Origin of the sequence: Neobacillus drentensis (assembly GCF_036962765.1) — a bacterium.
Taxonomy (GTDB): Bacteria; Bacillota; Bacilli; order Bacillales; family Cytobacillaceae; genus Neobacillus; species Neobacillus drentensis_C.
Genome location: NZ_JBALOS010000115.1, coordinates 1 through 17,552, shown reverse-complemented (window position 1 = coordinate 17,552; position 17,552 = coordinate 1). Strand labels below are relative to the sequence as shown.

Here is a 17,552-nt window from a genome sequence, read left to right as displayed (position 1 = left end):
CCGATAGACAAAATCGGTGAGGAAACAGAAAAAATGTCTATTGTGGAGATGCCGATAGACAAAATCGAGGAGGAAACAGAAAAAATGTCTATCGTGGAGGTGCTGATAGACAAAATCGATGAGGAAACAGAAAAAATGTCTATCGTGGAGGTACCGATAGACAAAATCGATGAGAAAGCTGGAAAAATGTCTATCGTAATGCTACTAAATAACAACCTACATAATTACTGTCGGATAGGCGCACTTTACTGGCGATAGGCACACTTTACTGTCGGATAGGCACACTTTACTAGCGGATAGCCGCGCTTTAACTGCGATAGCGACACTTTACTAGCGACAGTCCTATAAAAGAGGATGTCCAAAAGCAAAGCTTTCCTGACAACCTCATTTTTGTATTAATAAATCACTTCATCAAATACTGATATACCAAAAATGGCCCTTTTTGCATGGTGACATCAAGAAACGAACAAATAAAGGGATAATCCCGGTTTGGCATCATCTTTGTAAGTTCGCTCCACCACTCTGTTTCATAGCGGGCAATCATGCTTAAATTGTATAGCAACAAATAATGAATCAGCAGCTCTGGGAAATTAAAATAGTTGTCTTTATTTAGGGGCAGCGCATAATAATTTTCCCCTAAATGAAACTTCAATGGTGAGCTTCCAAAAGAAGATGCCGAGTCCACCCAAAAAGACAAACCCTCCTCAGAAAACTCCATGCCCTTTTCAAACTTAGAAGCCAGAAATTCCTTAAAGCGATTTTCTGTCATGTGAAAATGATCTAGGATTGTTTCAGGAACAATTAACTGTTGGTTATCGGTGTGGACTTTCAGAAATGTCCTCTTTCCCTCAAGTAAAAAGAATAATTCATCTAATTCTGGTATAAGCTTAAGTAATTCCTCCATAATGACTTTCTCCCCTTCCAATTGTTTCATGTGAAACAATTTTTCAGAGATGAAGGGGAAAAGTCCATTTTTTTGGAATTTAACTTCATCTTGAAAGAAATGATAATTCTGTTTCTTCCTTTTTCTAGTAGAAACACCATGAGCCAAAACAGCCGTTGTTTCGGGATAAGCAGGATCTGTTGTTAATATACATGCCTTAATTAAGTGGACAAGACCATAAAAAAGCAAAATTGGTTTTATAATAAGTGGAGAACTACTTGCTTGTTGGTAATATATTTGCCCATGTTCAAGATAATATAAAAATGCATAGCTGTTTTCATAGCTTTTTTGCTCTGGATTATCGATATTGCGTTTTTGATAACAATTTCTCAAAAATTGCTGGCAGTATTCTGCCGAAAAGAAACAAGAGTAGCTTTTCCAATCTTTATATTGAATACCCAAGACTATATCACCTTTTTCTGAAGAATCAGACTAATATTTATTCCTTGACAGTATTTTATCCAATTGATAACCTACAAATAATATTTTTTTCCTGGGGGCCATAAAAATGTGGGAAAGTAAATTTGTAAAAGAAGGTTTAACGTTTGATGATGTGTTATTAATTCCTGGTAAATCTGAAGTATTGCCAAGAGATGTAAAACTGCAAGTGGAACTATCGCCAAGTGTAAAACTTAATATTCCCATCATAAGTGCTGGGATGGACACCGTCACAGAATCAGAAATGGCTATATCAATGGCTCGTCAAGGCGGCTTAGGGATTATTCATAAGAATATGACCATTGAGCAGCAAGCAGAGCAGGTGGAAAAGGTAAAGAGATCTGAAAGCGGGGTTATTACCGATCCGTTTTTCCTGACTCCAGAACACCAAGTGTATGATGCGGAGCATCTAATGGGGAAATATCGTATTTCCGGAGTACCGATTGTTAATAACTTGGAGGAACAAAAGCTTATAGGGATTATCACCAATAGGGATCTTCGCTTTATCCAAGATTATTCATTTAAAATTTCCGACGTTATGACCAAGGAGAATCTTGTTACAGCTCCAGTCGGAACTACGTTAAAAGAAGCAGAGAAAATTCTGCAGCGGTACAAGATTGAAAAACTACCGCTTGTTAACGAGCAGGGTGTGTTAAAAGGATTAATCACGATTAAAGATATCGAAAAGGTGATTGAATTTCCAAACTCTGCAAAGGACAGCCAAGGACGTTTATTAGCCGGTGCTGCTGTTGGTGTAACAAGCGATACCATGAAACGTGTAGACGCACTTGTGAAAGCAAATGTCGACGTAATTGTACTTGATACAGCCCATGGACATTCAAAAGGCGTCATCGATATGGTAACAGAAATTAGAGCAACTTATCCTAACCTCACCATCATTGCTGGTAACGTGGCAACAGCAGAAGCAACCAAAGCGCTAATTGAGGCAGGAGCAGATGTTGTAAAAGTTGGAATTGGGCCAGGTTCTATTTGTACAACCAGGGTTGTAGCAGGAGTAGGTGTTCCACAAATTACAGCCGTATATGATTGTGCAGGAGAAGCGATGAAACACGGTAAGACGATTATTGCCGATGGAGGCATCAAATACTCTGGCGATATCGTTAAAGCCCTGGCAGCTGGCGGATATGCTGTTATGCTAGGCAGTTTGTTGGCAGGGGTAACCGAGAGCCCAGGGGAAACAGAAATTTTCCAAGGCCGCCGCTTTAAGGTATATCGTGGTATGGGTTCCGTGGCAGCAATGGAAAAAGGTTCAAAAGACCGTTATTTCCAAGAAGATAATAAAAAGTTCGTTCCAGAAGGTATCGAAGGTCGAATCCCATATAAAGGGCCGTTAGCAGAGACCATTTATCAACTCATCGGCGGACTCAGATCCGGTATGGGTTATTGCGGTACTAAAGATCTAGAGGAATTAAGAACAAAAGCACAATTTATAAAAATGACAGGTGCGGGGTTAAGAGAGAGTCATCCACATGATGTTCAAATCACGAAAGAGGCTCCTAACTACTCCCTATAGTGTTAAAACAGAGAAGCGCTGACTTCTCTGTTTTTTTGTGAACCTGTGCTTCAACTCCTAGGCTCTTTTTGTTATGTAGATAGGCCTACAAAAGTTAGTGGAACTTTCAAATTTAGCCATAAGATGGTTCATAGCTCCGTCTATGATTTGCTATTGACTTATGTTAAAATAACCAAGGTGTATAAATTCATGGAGGGCGTTAAAGTGAACAAACATTTTTATCAGAAATGTATAGCAAGTGCGCTGGCACTTATTTTGTTTTTTGGACTATTTGCTGGAGTTGATATAGCGAAGGCAGACGCTGCGTTAAATGTGAATGCCGACGGAGCTATTTTGGTTGATGGACAAACAGGTAAGGTTTTATATGCAAAAAATGCTGACAGTCCATTAGGAATTGCCAGTATGACAAAGATGATGACGGAATATCTTTTACTTGATGCGGTAAAACACGGTAAGGTGAAATGGGATCAGCAATATACAGTAAGTGACCTAGTTTATAAGATCTCTCAGCCTACAGGGTTATCGAATGTCCCTTTACGCCTTGGTGAAAAATATAATGTAAGAGAATTATATGAAGCTATGGCTATTTATTCTGCAAATGGGACAACCATTGCTCTTGCTGAAGTCATTGGCGGTTCGGAAACGAATTTTGTGAAGATGATGAATGACAAAGCAAAAAAACTAGGATTAAAAAATAGTAAATTTGTGAACTCAACTGGTTTGAATAATAAAGATTATAATGGGCTCCAACCAGAAGGAACGGGTGCAGAGGAAGAAAATGTTATGTCACCTCATGACGTAGCGACATTAGCTTTTCATCTCATTAATGATTACCCAGATGTTTTAAAAACAGCCAGCACTCCAAAAAAGGTATTTCGTGAGGGCACCGAAGATCGAATTGAAATGCAAAACTGGAACTGGATGCTGCCATCATTAGTTTATGGTTATGAAGGTATGGACGGACTTAAAACAGGTACAACTGATTTTGCAGGTTACTGTTTTACCGGAACAGCGAGCAGAGATGGAAAACGATTTATTACGGTTGTCCAAAATGCAAAGGATGTTAGCGGGAAAGACGATGGTTATAAAGCACGCTTTGGTGAAACCAAAAAAATGCTGGATTATGCATTTACTAATTTTACAAAAGAAGAACTTGTTCCGAAACATTACCAAGTAAAGGGCCAAAAAACAGTTCCCGTTACGAAGGGAAAAGAAGATCAAGTTAAAATCTATACAAAATCTTCGATTAACATGATGATTCCAAATGGCGGCAAAGCTAATTATAAACCAGTACTAGTCCTTGATAAATCCAAGTTGAATAAAGAAGGCAATCTAACGGCGCCAATTAAAAAAGGTGAAAAAGTTGGTTATTTAACCGTTGCATCCAAAAATGGTGAAAAGGTTAACTTCTTAACACCTGAGGGTCAACAATCAGTCAAGGTTGATGTGGTTGCTGCACAAGATGTAGAAAAATCAAACTGGTTTGTGTTAATGATGAGAGGCATTGGTAACTTCTTTGGCGATGTCTGGCATGGGATTTCCAACACTGTTAAGGGCTGGTTTTAATTAATCTAAACACTAGGTATGTATGGGTGGAAATAATAGGATGTTGACGAAAAGGATTCTTGTCTTGACAGGAATCCTTTTTTGTTGCTTTAATGTCTTTATGGGGTTAAAATAATTCCGACTAATTTAATAGATATTTCCGCTATCATAAGAAGATTATTCTTAATATTAAAAAGATTCATTAGGGGGATTTAATCATGAAAACAGGTACGGATCTCGTAAAACGTGGTATGGCTGAAATGCAAAAGGGCGGCGTCATCATGGACGTTGTCAACGCTGAGCAAGCTAGAATTGCTGAAGAAGCAGGTGCGGTAGCAGTAATGGCTTTAGAACGTGTGCCTTCAGATATTCGTGCAGCTGGCGGTGTGGCAAGAATGGCAGACCCTAGAATCATTGAAGAAGTTATGGGTGCTGTGACAATCCCTGTAATGGCTAAAGGGAGAATCGGTCATATTGTTGAAGCACGCGTGCTTGAAGCAATGGGTGTGGACTATATCGATGAGAGTGAAGTATTAACTCCTGCTGATGAGGAATTCCATTTAAATAAAAGAGACTTTACTGTTCCGTTTGTGTGCGGCTGTCGTGACCTTGGAGAAGCTGCCCGCAGGATTGGCGAAGGGGCTTCTATGCTTCGTACAAAAGGCGAGCCTGGAACTGGTAATATCGTTGAAGCCGTTCGTCATATTCGTAAGGTAAATGCACAAGTGCGTAAAGTCGTGGCCATGAATGAGGACGAGCTAATGACTGAAGCGAAACTATTGGGTGCACCATTTGAAATTCTTCTTGAAATTAAGCGCCTTGGTCGACTTCCAGTTGTTAACTTTGCAGCTGGCGGCGTGGCAACACCTGCTGATGCGGCATTGATGATGCAATTAGGTTCGGACGGCGTATTCGTAGGCTCAGGGATCTTTAAATCAGAAAACCCGGCTAAATTTGCAAGAGCGATTGTAGAAGCAACAACTCATTACCAAGACTATAAATTAATTGCTGAACTTTCAAAGGATCTTGGAACACCGATGAAAGGGATCGAAATTTCCTCACTAGCACCTGAAGCACGCATGCAAGAGCGTGGATGGTAATTAGAAAAGCGGAAGGCGCCTGTTTATCGGCGACAAGCATAAGACGAGCCGGCATGATGGTTGCCTTTTAACCTTCTTGACGGATTGGCTGTAGACCATCGAGCAGATGGAGCCTGGAGCTAGACAGTCATCGAAGTTCAAAACGCTAAAAGGGGTATTTTTATGATTAAAATAGGTGTACTTGCACTACAAGGGGCCGTCCGTGAACATATCCGCTCGGTAGAAGCTTGCGGTGTTGAAGCGATTGCCATCAAACGAAAAGAACAACTAGAAGAAATCGATGGCCTCATTCTCCCTGGTGGAGAAAGTACGGCAATGCGTCGTTTAATCGACAAATATGATTTTATGGATGCACTTAAGCAATTTGCTAAAGAAGGAAAACCTATGTTCGGTACATGTGCAGGTCTCATTCTTTTGGCAAAGAATCTTGTGGGATATAATGAGTCACACATCGGTGTCATGGACATTAAGGTGGAACGTAACTCATTTGGACGACAAGTAGACAGCTTTGAGGCAGACCTTGCGATTAAAGATGTAGCTGAAAACTTCCCAGCGGTCTTCATCCGTGCACCGCACATCGTTGAAGCAGGCGAAAATGTTGAAATCCTGTGCAAGCATAATGACCGCATCGTCGCCGCACGTGAAGGTCAATTTCTTGGCTGTTCATTCCATCCAGAATTAACAGAGAACCATGACCTTACCGCCTACTTCGTCAAGATGGTGAAGGAAGCTAAACAGAAACAATTAGTATAATCTGGTTGCTTTTAGCAGATAATTATAGTAAATTAAGAAATACAAAATCATAAATAATGATCAAAGCAATGAGAGGAACTAGTAACAAGAGACTCATTCTACAAGAGAGCCGGTGGATGGTGTGAACCGGTGGATGAAACTTGTGAATCCCTCCTCGAGCAAGGTGCGGAACATCTCATAAGAGGTCAGTATGTACTTTCGGTAGAAAACCGTTAACGTTTTTTCGAGGTGGACAGTATTTTTCTGTCAACCAGGGTGGTATCGCGAGCAACTCTCGTCCCTGTTTTAGGGGCGGGAGTTTTTTTATTTTTAGGCTGTGTAAAAGGTGAATGTTGAGTTGCATTTTATGTTGATGGGAGCGGAAGGCACGAGACTCCTGCGGGATAAGCGGGATACGGGAGACCCCGCAGGCGCGCTTCAAGCGCTGAGGAGGCTCCCGGACCGCCCGCGCGGCGCTGAGTGCCTGGAGCGGAAATCAACAGGCCTGTTTACAGAGTCTTACTTTTAATGTGAAATGCCCCCATATACCGTACCATCTAAAAATTTAATAAAAAGGAGTGCCAGTAGGATGCTAGATATTAAAGTATTACGAGCCAATTTTGCAGAAGTAAAGGAAAAGCTTCAAAACCGAGGAGAAGATTTATCTGCTCTCGATCAATTTGAAGAACTGGACCAAAGAAGACGTGAGTTGATCGTCGAAACAGAAAAGTTAAAAAGCCGCCGCAATGAGGTAACTCAGCAGGTTGCAGCATTAAAGCGCGAAAAGCAGGATGCCGACCATTTAATCAAAGAAATGCGTGAGGTCGGTGACCAGATCAAAACAATTGATGATGAGTTACGAGTGGTCGAAGAATCACTAGAGCTTTTGATGTTGAGCATTCCGAATATCCCGCATGAAAGTGTTCCAGTTGGCGAGACTGAGGATGATAATATTGAAATCAGACAATGGGGCAAGGTGGGCGAGTTTGAATTTGAAGCAAAGCCTCACTGGGATATTGCCGATCAGCTGGGAATCCTTGATTTTGAACGTGCAGGGAAAGTAACTGGAAGCCGCTTTGTCTTTTATAAAGGGTTAGGGGCTCGTTTAGAACGTGCGTTAATGAGCTTTATGTTAGACCTTCACGTTGATGAGCATGGGTATACAGAAATATTGCCGCCATATTTAGTCAACCGGGCGAGCATGACCGGAACAGGCCAGCTCCCTAAGTTTGAAGAGGATGCCTTTTTAATTGAAAATGAAGATTACTTCTTGATTCCGACAGCAGAGGTTCCTGTCACCAATCTACACCGCGATGAAATTTTAAGTGCGGAAGCCCTGCCAATCCGCTTTGCTGCATACAGTGCATGTTTCCGCTCTGAGGCTGGCTCTGCAGGCCGCGATACACGCGGTTTGATCCGTCAGCATCAATTCAATAAGGTGGAACTTGTGAAGTTTGTGAAGCCTGAGGATTCTTATGAAGAGTTAGAAAAGCTGACAAATGACGCAGAACGGGTCTTACAACTACTTGAACTGCCATACCGTGTGTTAAGCATGTGTACGGGTGACCTTGGCTTCACAGCTGCGAAGAAGTATGATATTGAAGTGTGGATTCCAAGCTATGGAACGTATCGAGAAATCTCTTCTTGCAGTAACTTTGAGGCGTTCCAGGCACGACGGGCTAACATTCGTTTCCGCCGCGAACCAAAGGCTAAACCAGAGCATGTTCATACTTTAAATGGTTCAGGCCTTGCGATTGGCCGCACGGTCGCTGCAATCTTGGAAAATTATCAACAAGCCGATGGCAGTGTCGTGATTCCTACCGTTTTACGTCCATATATGGGCAACCGTGAGGTCATTGCACCTATGTAATAATAAAAAACTGGGCAGATAAAAATTTGTCCAGTTTTTTTATTTAGTATGTTGACATAGTAAAATGAATGTGGTAAATTAGATTCTGTTGATACGGAGGAATACCCAAGTTTGGCTGAAGGGATCGGTCTTGAAAACCGACAGGCGGGTCATACCGCGCGGGGGTTCGAATCCCTCTTCCTCCTCCATTACATTTATAATCGCGCATAAAAACTGGAGATAAAGGTCCGTTACATATTTATGTAACGGATTTTTTTTATTTTCAGGAGATTTTCGATATTGGCCACTGACTCTAGTTCCAGCGCCTAGGGGTAATAAGTCCGATAATGTGCTTGTTACCGATGCTTGGAGAGCATACAAAACCTATGCAAAAGAAAAAGGATTAGAGCATTACCGAATCAAATCTGATGATGGAAAGTACGTTATAAAGGGCTTATATCACATTCAAAATGTCAACAGTTTTCACTCTCGGATGAAAAAGTGGATTGACTGTTTTAAAGGTGTCGCTACCAAATATCTTGACAATTACCTTGCTTGGTTCTTATTTGTAGATTGTCGCAGTAACGAAAGCACTAAGCAACATATAAAAGAGCTTCTGCTTATATCATTTGTATTTGAAATGACAGAAACTTATGATAGTTTACGTCTATCTAAGTTCAGTGCTTAAAAAAGTCATTAACGGGCAATCGGCTTAAAAATATTGGGAGAGGAGAACTCAATTTATGGAAATAAGGAAACCAAACGATTCGGAATATAAAAAGATTTTATCACTTTCACCACAAGCATTATTCGATGGTACATTAGGCGAGGCAAAACCGTCAGATGAAAAAGTCAAACAACTTATTGAACCATTATTGCAGAAAGGAAGCTATTATTTAATAGCAACTGAAGGCGATAATCTAATGGGTTGGATTCTTATAGGAACAAGTAAAGACCAATTTACTGAAAAGATATATGGATTTATTTATGAATTGTTCGTGTTAGAAGAATTTAGAGGGAATGGAATTTCAAAACGATTGATGGAGACTGGTATCGAACATCTTAAACAAGATGGATTTTCAGAGGTTCGTTTAAGCGTATATGCAGGAAATCCAGCCATTAAACTGTATGAAAAATTGGGATTCAAAAATAGAACCATTACAATGAATATGCCCATTTAAAAACAACTATCTTTATTAAATATATAATAGGCTGGTTTATTGAGAATTGGGGAACCAAAAAATGGTTTCCCAACATTTTATCGAAAAATCAACATTAAACATTAACAGAGCCTTAATAAAAAAACACATATTGGATTATCCAATATGTGCTGCTCTCATATTTAGGATTTCTTTTAACTTTTCTTCCACCGCAAGGCAAACTTGTTTGGCATCTTCTGCGCTTTTTACGACGTCTGTCGTATCCATATCAATTACTAATACCTCGCTTGCTGCATATTGATTCATAACCCATTCATCATAACCCTTCCATACCTCGAAGTAATATTCTTTCAGTTCAGGGTTAATTTCGAAGCTTCGGCCGCGTGCCATAATCCGGTCGATAACAGTATCAAATGATCCTTTTAAGTAAACCATTAAATCTGGCGCTTTTCTTGGAAGTTCTTCAAGTTCTTCTAGCATGTTTTCTACAAGCTCTTCATATATTTTAAATTCCAAATCGGAAATTCTGCCTAACGATTTATTAACATAAGCAAAATACCAATCTTCATAAATGGAACGGTCTTGAATGGTATAAACAGGCTCTTTCCAATTGACACATTCCTTCACGGCTTTAAAGCGTTTATTTAAAAAGAATAATTGAAGCAAGAATGGAATTCTTTTTGCATCTAATTCTTCAGGTGTCAGTTCATAATAGAGTGGGAGGATTGGATTATCATCCACCGCTTCATAAAACACCTTACTTTCAATTCCTTTATTATGAAAGTGTGCATTCAATGTGTCTGCTACACTTGTTTTTCCTAGACCAATCATACCACCAATAACGATACTCACTAACATCCCCCTGTTCTATAATGTTTTAGTCCAGCTGCTTTTTTTTAATGCTAATGATAATTGCTCAAAAATATGGTTTAAATCTTGCTCATTTTTGATGAAATCCAATTCATCCCCGCTAAAGCGTAGAACTGGTATCTCAGGATGTTCTTTTTCAAAAATCGTCATTGTTTCTTCATAGTCAAGCGATAGCTGCTCTAAATATAAGGGGCTGATATTCTTTTCCATTTCACGCCCTCTTATTTTGATTCGTTTTAGAAGTGTATCTAAGCTGGCATTTAAATAAATAATGACATTAGGTTTCGGCATATCTTCGGTAAGAATTTGATAAATTTTATCATATTTTTGATACTCGTCTGTATTTAAGGAACGCTTAGCAAAAATCAAATTCTTGAAGATATGATAATCCGCTACAACTGACTTTTTTTGACTTAAAAAATGGGTATTGATATCCCCTAATTGCTTAAAGCGATTGCAGAGGAAGAACATTTCTGTTTGAAAACTCCACTCCTCAATATTTTCATAGAATTTCCCTAGGAATGGATTTTCATCAACAATCTCTTTAAGTAAAGCAAATTCAAATTGCGCTGAAATGGCTTTTGCGAGAGATGTTTTTCCTACACCAATCGGGCCTTCAACGGTAATAAAGGGTGAATCCCCCATTGCAAGTCCTCCTTCTCCAACTGCCTTCAATCTATGTTTCACCAGAGAGTCTGGGTGAATAGTCACTAAAAAACATGCAAGATTTATTTTATCATAATCTCACTCAGGAAGGGATAAGGAATATTTAGAAGAAATATGCTTTATGTCAAATATATGAAAAAACTGCCGAATTTCGGCAGTTTTTGTAGAAATAAAAATAGTTACGTAACATGTTTTGTAACGTTAAAATTATCGACGATTAGCAGCCAGTTTTGCGGGAAGGCAAGACCGAGTTTCCAATAACTCATGCCCCTTAGATTTAATTCTTTTATTAAGTCAAATTTTGCCTGGATCGAGCGGGCGTCCTCAAACCAAACCTCATGCTGTTTCCCTGCCTCAGAATATCTAAAAAATGGTGCCTGGGCCTTTGTGTCATATTGAATCGGGACATTGTGGCTTGCGGCGAGCTGTATGGCCTGCTGTGGACTCACGGCCTTGGCGACGGACCCTGGCACGAATGGAAGTGTCCAATCATAGCCATAGAGGTTTTGCCCCATCATAATCTTATTCGCGGGAATTTCGGTAACGGCATATTCCAATACTCTTCTCACTTGATCGATCGGTGACACGGCCATTGCTGGGCCGCCGCTATAGCCCCACTCATAGGTCATAATGACCACAAAGTCTGAGATCTCCCCATGTGCCTTATAGTCATGACCCTCATACCATTTCCCTTTTTGTGTGGCACTTGTCTTTGGGGCAAGGGCGGTTGACATGAGCCAGCCTTGACGGGAGAATCGTTGTTTTGCCTTTCGTAAAAAGCGATTATAAGCCACACGGTCAGCGGGCCGCAAAAACTCAAAGTCAAAGTGAATATCGCGGAATCCATACTTATTCGCAGTGGCGACAATGTTATTTAAAAATTTATCTTGAATGGCGGTATCATTTAATAAAATTCGTCCGAGTTCATCATTGAACTGATCATTCTCTTGATTATTAATAACCATCATTAAGACGTTGCGGTTGGCTTTAGCGATGGCAGGAAAATTATTAAGTAATGGTGCCTTTAATGTACCGTCACGGCGGGCCTGAAAGCTGAATGGGGCTAAATAGGTTAGATAGGGTGCGGCCTCACGTGCACTAGATTCTAAGACTGGGGCTACGGTAGTGCCGCGCGGTTCGACGTACGCGTTAAATTCAGCGTCCCTTTTATTGCCTTGGGGAACATAAAGACGAAAACCAACATTAAGCGGCTGATTAGGGTTAATCCGGTTGACGGTGGCAAGTTCCTGGTAGGGAACGCCAAACTTCCTAGCAATGGTGAATAAAGAATCCCCAGGCTGCACGATGTAAAAGTGACCGATAATTGGAATCACAAGTGACTGTCCAATCACAAGATTATTTGGATTCGGTAAATCGTTTGCCTCCACGATATCCTGAACGGTTGTATGATACGTTCTTGCAATTGTAGTCAATGATTCATTTGCTTTTATCACATGGATTTGCATTCGTATCCCTCCCAACAAACATACGCTACAACTATGTTATGAGGTTGGATGAGGATACATGATATAATGACGATAATTTTCATGTGTACTAGGGTCGATCTTTGCTTTTAAAACATTAGCCATCATCGTTAGCGCATACTGATTATCACCATCATCGGCTGAGGCAATACAATCGTTCGGAACGAAAAGTTCATATTCACGCATATAAGCATCATTAGCCGTAAATAGTACGCAAATATTACCGGCAATACCGGTGAGAATCAGGGTATTGACTTTTAGTTGGTGGAGCAGGGTGTTCAGCGCTGTTCCAAAAAAAGCCGAATGCTTCGGCTTGATTAAAAACAAATCCTTCTCACCGGGAAGCAGCTGATCAAAAATCGGCTGGCTGTATTCATTTCTGCAGAGGTCGATAATTTTTTGTAAGTCTGCCTGCCATAACCTATAATGGTCATTAATAAAAATGACGGGTAAATGATTTTTATTAAATTGGTTCTTTAAATTTTTAATCGGTCCGGCAATACGATACGCCTTACTGGCAAGAATGGGACCATGGGAAAAATCAAAATGGTTGATCATATCGATTATGATAAGCGCGGGGCGGATTTGGATCATTGGCCTCTCTCCTTCACTTCCTATTTTGCAGTGAGGGAGTCGTTTTTATCCCGTTGCCCGAGAATGTAAAGGGGAAATGTCATGACAATTGAGCAGTTGCAAGATGAACATTTTATGAAAGAAGCAATAAAAGAAGCGAAAAAAGCAGAACAATTGAATGAGGTGCCGATTGGTGCAGTGATTGTCATGGATGGGAAGATTGTCGCCCGGGCCCATAATTTACGGGAAAGCGAGCAAAATGCCGTGGCACACGCCGAGCTTTTAGCCATTGATCAGGCCTGCAGGGAAATAGGCTCGTGGCGTCTTGAAGAGTCAACCTTATATGTCACGTTAGAGCCGTGTCCGATGTGTGCAGGGGCGATTATTCTGTCGCGAGTAAAAAGGGTAGTGTATGGTGCAGCTGACCCTAAGGGCGGCTGTGCAGGGACACTGATGAATCTATTGGAGGATGACCGTTTCAACCACCAAAGCGACATTACACACGGCATATTAGAAGAAGAGTGCGGGCAAATGCTCTCGGACTTTTTTCGAAAAATACGGGAGCGGAAAAAGCAGGCGAAAAAAATGAAACTAAACACCCTTACAGAAATTGACAGTGAATAAGGATTGCTTTTTTACGAGAATATTTGTATACTAAAAAAGCGTTAAAGTTAACGCACAAAACTTTGGTATCAACTTTGCCGTGCTAGGTGGGGAGGCAGCGGTGCCCTGTACCCGCAATCCGCTCTAGCGGGACTGAATCCCTTCCCGAGGCTAACGACCTGTAGGGTCTGCCTTAAGTAAGTGGTGTTGACGCCCGGGTCCTGCGCAATGGGAATCCATGAACCATGTCAGGTCCGGAAGGAAGCAGCATTAAGTGGAAGCTCCCATGTGCCGCAGGGTTGCCTGGGCCGAGCTAACTGCTTAAGTAACGCTTATGGGCGTTAGTCGACGGAAGGTGCACGGCAGTTATATTACATAAATTAACTCATCTCAGACTTGGGATGAGTTTTTTTGTACATTAAATAGATTCATTTTGTAAAAAGCAAAATGGTTAAGGTATAATAAGAAAAGCGGAAACGCCTGTTTTGCGAAGGACACTTGCAGCCGGGCGTTAGAGCCAGACAACCATAAAGATGAAAAAAATTTGAAGGGGGCGATGTCCATTGGCATATCAAGCTTTATATCGTGTTTGGCGGCCTCAAACATTTCTCGATGTAGTAGGACAAGAACATGTAACCAAGACATTGCAAAACGCCCTGCTTCAACAAAAAATATCACATGCGTATCTTTTTTCAGGACCTAGAGGAACAGGGAAAACAAGTGCGGCTAAAATATTAGCAAAGGCGATCAATTGTGAGCGTTCACCTGTTTCAGAACCTTGCAATGAATGTGCGGCCTGCCGGGGCATAACCGATGGAACGATTTCAGATGTGTTAGAGTTTGACGCAGCCTCGAACTCACGTGTAGAAGAAATGCGCGATGTGCTCGATAAAGTTAGATTTGCACCTACATCTGTTAACTACAAAGTCTATATCATTGATGAAGTGCATATGCTATCCATTAGCGCTTTTAATGCCTTGCTAAAAACATTAGAAGAACCGCCGAAGCATGTCATCTTTATATTAGCTACAACAGAACCTCATAAAATCCCCTTAACAATTATTTCACGATGTCAACGTTTTGATTTTAGACGGATTACAGCTGGAGCCATCGTCAAACGGATGAAGTTAATTGTGGAGGAGTCTGGGATTGATTGTGATGAGCGCGCCCTTCAATTGATAGCCCGAGCAGCAGATGGCGGGATGCGGGATGCGCTAAGTTTGTTGGATCAGGCGATATCGTATAGCCAGGACCATGTTGCGGTTGAAGATGCATTAACAGTTACAGGTTCGGTGTCACAGGGTTTTTTAAATAAACTTGCTTTGGCATTCCGAGAAAAGGACGTGGCAAGGGGCCTGGAGGCATTGGAGGAGCTTTTATTTCATGGAAAAGATCCGATGCGTTTTATTGAGGACTTAATCTTATTTTATCGTGATATGCTGCTTTATAAAACAGCGCCAAACCTGGAAGAATCTCTCGAAAGAGTGCTGCTTGATGACGATTTTCGAAACATGGCTGAAACGATTTCAACGGATCAGATTTATCAACTGATTGATCTCTTGAATAAAACGCAACAAGAAATGCGCTGGACAAATCATCCAAGAATTTTTCTTGAAGTGGCCATCGTTAAGCTATGTCAAATGGAAGTGAAGCAAACTGTACAGGCACAACCAGCCCAAATTGACCAGTTATTAACAAGAATTGGTCAATTGGAGATGGAACTCGAGCACTTAAAGGCGAATGGTGTTACGGCTTCCGCACAAGAGGCAGCGCCACAATCGCAAAAGCCAGCCCAAAGGTCGGCCAAAAAGGCGTTCCAGCCGGCAGTTGGAAAAATAAATGAAGTGTTAAAGCAGGCAACAAAGGGCGATTTGAATCTGATTAAATCTAATTGGGCTGAATTGCGGGCAAGTCTGTTAAAATCACAAGCTGCTCTGTTAAACGATGCGGAGCCGATTGCGGCATCAGCGACTGCTTTTATCATAAAATTTAAGCATGAGATGATATGTCAAATGGCGATGAATCGAACAGATTTTCTTGATGCAGTTAGTGGCGCATTAAATAAATTAACGGGCAAAAGATTCGTACTCCTAGGAGTGCCCGAAGATCAATGGCTGCCAATTCGCGAGAGCTTTTTGAATAGTCATGATGGTGCTGAAGGGGAAACCAGCGAATCACCTAAGGAAGAAGAACCACATATTGCCGAGGCGAAAAAATTATTTGGCGAAGAGTTTGTGGAAATTATTGATTAATAACTAATTAATTGGAGGTTGATGGTAATGATGCGTGGTGGCGGAATGGGTAATATGCAAAATATGATGAAACAAATGCAAAAGATGCAAAAGAAAATGGCAGAGGCACAAGAAGAATTAGGTGAAAAGAAAATTGAAGGTACAGCCGGCGGCGGTATGGTTACTGTAGTAGTAACAGGTCATCGCGAAGTTGTTGATGTGATTATTAAACCTGAGGCTGTTGATCCTGATGATGTTGAAATGCTTCAAGACCTTGTTTTAGCTGCAACCAATGATGCCCTTAAAAAGGTAGAAGAGTTAACAAACAGTACAATGGGGCAATTTACAAAAGGAATGAACCTTCCTTTTTAGGAGTGGAATAGCAAAAGATGCATTATCCAGAACCAATTTCAAAGCTGATTGACAGCTTTATGAAGCTGCCAGGTATCGGCCCTAAAACGGCCGGACGTCTGGCTTTTTTTGTCTTAAGTATGAAAGAAGACACCGTGCTTGATTTTGCTAAAGCACTGGTCAATGCAAAGCGGAATTTAACGTATTGTTCTGTCTGCGGTCATATAACAGATCAAGACCCTTGTTACATTTGTGAAGACGTGCGCCGCGATAAGAGTATCATCTGTGTGGTCCAAGATCCTAAAGATGTCATTGCGATGGAAAAAATGAAGGAATTCAACGGATTGTATCATGTCCTCCATGGGGCGATTTCCCCAATGGACGGAATCGGACCAGAGGATATCAATATTCCGAACCTCTTAAAGCGTCTCCAAGATGAAAATATTATGGAAGTAATCTTGGCAACAAACCCTAATATAGAGGGTGAAGCAACAGCCATGTATATTTCCCGTTTATTACGGCCATCAGGAATTAAGACCACGAGAATTGCTCATGGACTTCCGGTGGGCGGGGATCTTGAATACGCAGATGAGGTGACCTTATCTAAAGCAATTGAAGGCCGAAGAGAATTTTAAAGACGCGGAGGAATCAATGATGTTTTTTCAGCGTAAAGGGCGGCTTCGTAAAGAGTATAATGAAAAGCTTTTACTGCAGCTGAATCGATTTAAAGAAAATTGGCAGCAAGAAAAGCTGCTTTTAGAAAAAAGTTTCGATCCTTCCGCTGAAGTAATTTGCCAAACGAAAATAGCCGAGGCGAAATATATCTTTCTATTAAGAGAAGCAAAGCAGCGGAATGTGAATTTAATGAAATCATAAACAAGCTATCTCCTTTTTTAGGTCTATTCTTGACAACTTGTACATAAGTTGTAAACAAAGTGACTTAAGAAGGGGGATAGTTTTTTTGGAACCAATTATCGTAATATCAATTCTAGGCGGCATAGTAATGATCCTTTTGTTTACGGGGGCTCCCTTTAAGCCGGCACGATTTGTTGGTCAGGCTGCGATTAAGTTAGTCATTGGAGCGCTATTTTTATTTTTCTTAAATGCAGCAGGCAACCGTTATGGCATTCATGTGCCGATTAATTTTGCCACCTCCGCAATCTCAGGCTTTTTAGGAATCCCTGGCCTGTGCGCTTTAGCGGCTATTCAACATTGGGTACTCTAGATCGTAAACCGCTGAAAAAAAGCGGTTTTTTCTTTTTAAAAAACAATTTTTAAAAAAGTATTGACCAATGTTTTGATATGCTGTAATATATGAAAAGTCGTCACCGAGACGGCGAGAAACAAATGAAAAAAAGTTGTTGACTTCTGGTTGATAACTTGGTATGATAATAAAGTCGCTTTTGAGCGATAGAGAAATTGTTCTTTGAAAACTAAACAAACAAAATCGTGCAAACAAACAATAAATTTTAG

Annotated in this window: 18 protein-coding genes, 1 tRNA gene, 1 other RNA gene, 1 pseudogene and 1 other annotated feature; of the genes and pseudogenes, 16 read left to right on the top strand and 5 right to left on the bottom strand. The window is 40.8% G+C overall.

Annotated elements, in window-relative coordinates:
* A partial coding sequence (locus tag V7137_RS14965) for a hypothetical protein (protein ID WP_335698820.1) occupies positions 1 to 258 on the top strand: 258 nt, incomplete at its 5' end.
* Positions 259 to 403: 145 nt separating this feature from the next.
* Here the strand turns inward: V7137_RS14965 and V7137_RS14960 are convergent.
* Positions 404 to 1,345 carry a YaaC family protein gene (locus V7137_RS14960; protein ID WP_335698819.1) on the bottom strand — a complete coding sequence of 314 codons (942 nt, stop codon included), beginning with the start codon at positions 1,343 to 1,345 and terminating at the stop codon, positions 404 to 406.
* A gap of 106 nt (positions 1,346 to 1,451) precedes the next feature.
* On the opposite strand from V7137_RS14960, the gene guaB reads away from it, so the two are divergent.
* From guaB to V7137_RS14920, 8 genes and pseudogenes are all read left to right on the top strand, one after another.
* On the top strand, positions 1,452 to 2,915 hold the full coding sequence (guaB, locus tag V7137_RS14955) for an IMP dehydrogenase (RefSeq protein ID WP_335698818.1): 1,464 nt from the start codon (positions 1,452 to 1,454) through the stop codon (positions 2,913 to 2,915).
* 189 nt (positions 2,916 to 3,104) lie between these two features.
* A complete protein-coding gene (locus V7137_RS14950) occupies positions 3,105 to 4,481 on the top strand; it encodes a D-alanyl-D-alanine carboxypeptidase family protein (protein ID WP_420490132.1) in 1,377 nt (458 codons plus the stop codon).
* Positions 4,482 to 4,675: 194 nt separating this feature from the next.
* Positions 4,676 to 5,560, top strand: a complete 885-nt coding sequence (gene pdxS, locus V7137_RS14945) for a pyridoxal 5'-phosphate synthase lyase subunit PdxS (protein ID WP_335698823.1) — start codon at positions 4,676 to 4,678, stop codon at positions 5,558 to 5,560.
* 162 nt (positions 5,561 to 5,722) lie between these two features.
* Positions 5,723 to 6,313: a pyridoxal 5'-phosphate synthase glutaminase subunit PdxT gene (gene pdxT / locus V7137_RS14940; protein WP_335698816.1), complete on the top strand. Its 591-nt coding sequence runs from the start codon at positions 5,723 to 5,725 to the stop codon at positions 6,311 to 6,313.
* Positions 6,314 to 6,372: 59 nt separating this feature from the next.
* Positions 6,373 to 6,598: a binding site (T-box leader), on the top strand.
* A 283-nt stretch (positions 6,599 to 6,881) separates the two neighbouring features.
* Positions 6,882 to 8,162 (top strand): serine--tRNA ligase, encoded by a 1,281-nt coding sequence (serS, locus tag V7137_RS14935; RefSeq protein ID WP_335698815.1) that lies wholly within the window; start codon positions 6,882 to 6,884, stop codon positions 8,160 to 8,162.
* Between the two features lie 95 nt (positions 8,163 to 8,257).
* Positions 8,258 to 8,350 (top strand) — tRNA-Ser (locus V7137_RS14930).
* A 134-nt stretch (positions 8,351 to 8,484) separates the two neighbouring features.
* Positions 8,485 to 8,829, top strand: a pseudogene (locus V7137_RS14925) (IS1595 family transposase); the annotation flags it as partial.
* A 55-nt stretch (positions 8,830 to 8,884) separates the two neighbouring features.
* Complete coding sequence (locus tag V7137_RS14920; RefSeq protein ID WP_335698814.1) at positions 8,885 to 9,322, top strand: GNAT family N-acetyltransferase; 438 nt, start codon at positions 8,885 to 8,887, stop codon at positions 9,320 to 9,322.
* Positions 9,323 to 9,457: 135 nt separating this feature from the next.
* Here V7137_RS14920 and V7137_RS14915 read toward each other — a convergent pair whose 3' ends face one another.
* The 4 genes from V7137_RS14915 to V7137_RS14900 form a co-directional block, all read right to left on the bottom strand.
* A complete protein-coding gene (locus V7137_RS14915; RefSeq protein WP_335698813.1) occupies positions 9,458 to 10,159 on the bottom strand; it encodes a deoxynucleoside kinase in 702 nt (233 codons plus the stop codon).
* A gap of 9 nt (positions 10,160 to 10,168) precedes the next feature.
* Positions 10,169 to 10,816 carry a deoxynucleoside kinase gene (locus V7137_RS14910; RefSeq protein WP_335698812.1) on the bottom strand — a complete coding sequence of 216 codons (648 nt, stop codon included), beginning with the start codon at positions 10,814 to 10,816 and terminating at the stop codon, positions 10,169 to 10,171.
* Between the two features lie 200 nt (positions 10,817 to 11,016).
* Complete coding sequence (locus V7137_RS14905) at positions 11,017 to 12,303, bottom strand: glycoside hydrolase family 18 protein (RefSeq protein WP_335698811.1); 1,287 nt, start codon at positions 12,301 to 12,303, stop codon at positions 11,017 to 11,019.
* A 36-nt stretch (positions 12,304 to 12,339) separates the two neighbouring features.
* On the bottom strand, positions 12,340 to 12,915 hold the full coding sequence (locus V7137_RS14900; protein WP_335698810.1) for an isochorismatase family cysteine hydrolase: 576 nt from the start codon (positions 12,913 to 12,915) through the stop codon (positions 12,340 to 12,342).
* Between the two features lie 87 nt (positions 12,916 to 13,002).
* Between V7137_RS14900 and tadA the strand changes: the two genes are divergently transcribed.
* From tadA to V7137_RS14865, 7 genes are all read left to right on the top strand, one after another.
* Positions 13,003 to 13,518, top strand: a complete 516-nt coding sequence (gene tadA, locus V7137_RS14895) for a tRNA adenosine(34) deaminase TadA (protein WP_335698822.1) — start codon at positions 13,003 to 13,005, stop codon at positions 13,516 to 13,518.
* Positions 13,519 to 13,595: 77 nt separating this feature from the next.
* Positions 13,596 to 13,860: signal recognition particle sRNA large type (ffs, locus tag V7137_RS14890), an RNA gene on the top strand.
* Positions 13,861 to 14,060: 200 nt separating this feature from the next.
* A complete protein-coding gene (dnaX, locus tag V7137_RS14885; RefSeq protein WP_335698809.1) occupies positions 14,061 to 15,749 on the top strand; it encodes a DNA polymerase III subunit gamma/tau in 1,689 nt (562 codons plus the stop codon).
* Between the two features lie 30 nt (positions 15,750 to 15,779).
* A complete protein-coding gene (locus V7137_RS14880; protein WP_218351543.1) occupies positions 15,780 to 16,100 on the top strand; it encodes a YbaB/EbfC family nucleoid-associated protein in 321 nt (106 codons plus the stop codon).
* 17 nt (positions 16,101 to 16,117) lie between these two features.
* Positions 16,118 to 16,714: a recombination mediator RecR gene (gene recR, locus V7137_RS14875; protein WP_218351538.1), complete on the top strand. Its 597-nt coding sequence runs from the start codon at positions 16,118 to 16,120 to the stop codon at positions 16,712 to 16,714.
* 19 nt (positions 16,715 to 16,733) lie between these two features.
* A complete protein-coding gene (locus tag V7137_RS14870; protein ID WP_335698821.1) occupies positions 16,734 to 16,955 on the top strand; it encodes a YaaL family protein in 222 nt (73 codons plus the stop codon).
* An 85-nt stretch (positions 16,956 to 17,040) separates the two neighbouring features.
* Entirely contained in the window at positions 17,041 to 17,304 is a 264-nt protein-coding gene (locus V7137_RS14865) for a pro-sigmaK processing inhibitor BofA family protein (protein ID WP_335698807.1), read from the top strand.
* The last annotated feature ends 248 nt before the right edge of the window (positions 17,305 to 17,552 follow it).

Coding starts and splice junctions, on each gene's coding strand:
- guaB (WP_335698818.1), top strand. CDS start 1,452: ATGTGGGAAAGTAAATTTGTAAAAGAAGGTTTAACGTTTGATGATGTG.
- V7137_RS14950 (WP_420490132.1), top strand. CDS start 3,105: ATGGAGGGCGTTAAAGTGAACAAACATTTTTATCAGAAATGTATAGCA.
- pdxT (WP_335698816.1), top strand. CDS start 5,723: ATGATTAAAATAGGTGTACTTGCACTACAAGGGGCCGTCCGTGAACAT.
- serS (WP_335698815.1), top strand. CDS start 6,882: ATGCTAGATATTAAAGTATTACGAGCCAATTTTGCAGAAGTAAAGGAA.
- V7137_RS14920 (WP_335698814.1), top strand. CDS start 8,885: ATGGAAATAAGGAAACCAAACGATTCGGAATATAAAAAGATTTTATCA.
- V7137_RS14915 (WP_335698813.1), bottom strand. CDS start 10,159: ATGTTAGTGAGTATCGTTATTGGTGGTATGATTGGTCTAGGAAAAACA.
- V7137_RS14910 (WP_335698812.1), bottom strand. CDS start 10,816: ATGGGGGATTCACCCTTTATTACCGTTGAAGGCCCGATTGGTGTAGGA.
- V7137_RS14905 (WP_335698811.1), bottom strand. CDS start 12,303: ATGCAAATCCATGTGATAAAAGCAAATGAATCATTGACTACAATTGCA.
- V7137_RS14900 (WP_335698810.1), bottom strand. CDS start 12,915: ATGATCCAAATCCGCCCCGCGCTTATCATAATCGATATGATCAACCAT.
- V7137_RS14880 (WP_218351543.1), top strand. CDS start 15,780: ATGCGTGGTGGCGGAATGGGTAATATGCAAAATATGATGAAACAAATG.
- recR (WP_218351538.1), top strand. CDS start 16,118: ATGCATTATCCAGAACCAATTTCAAAGCTGATTGACAGCTTTATGAAG.
- V7137_RS14870 (WP_335698821.1), top strand. CDS start 16,734: ATGTTTTTTCAGCGTAAAGGGCGGCTTCGTAAAGAGTATAATGAAAAG.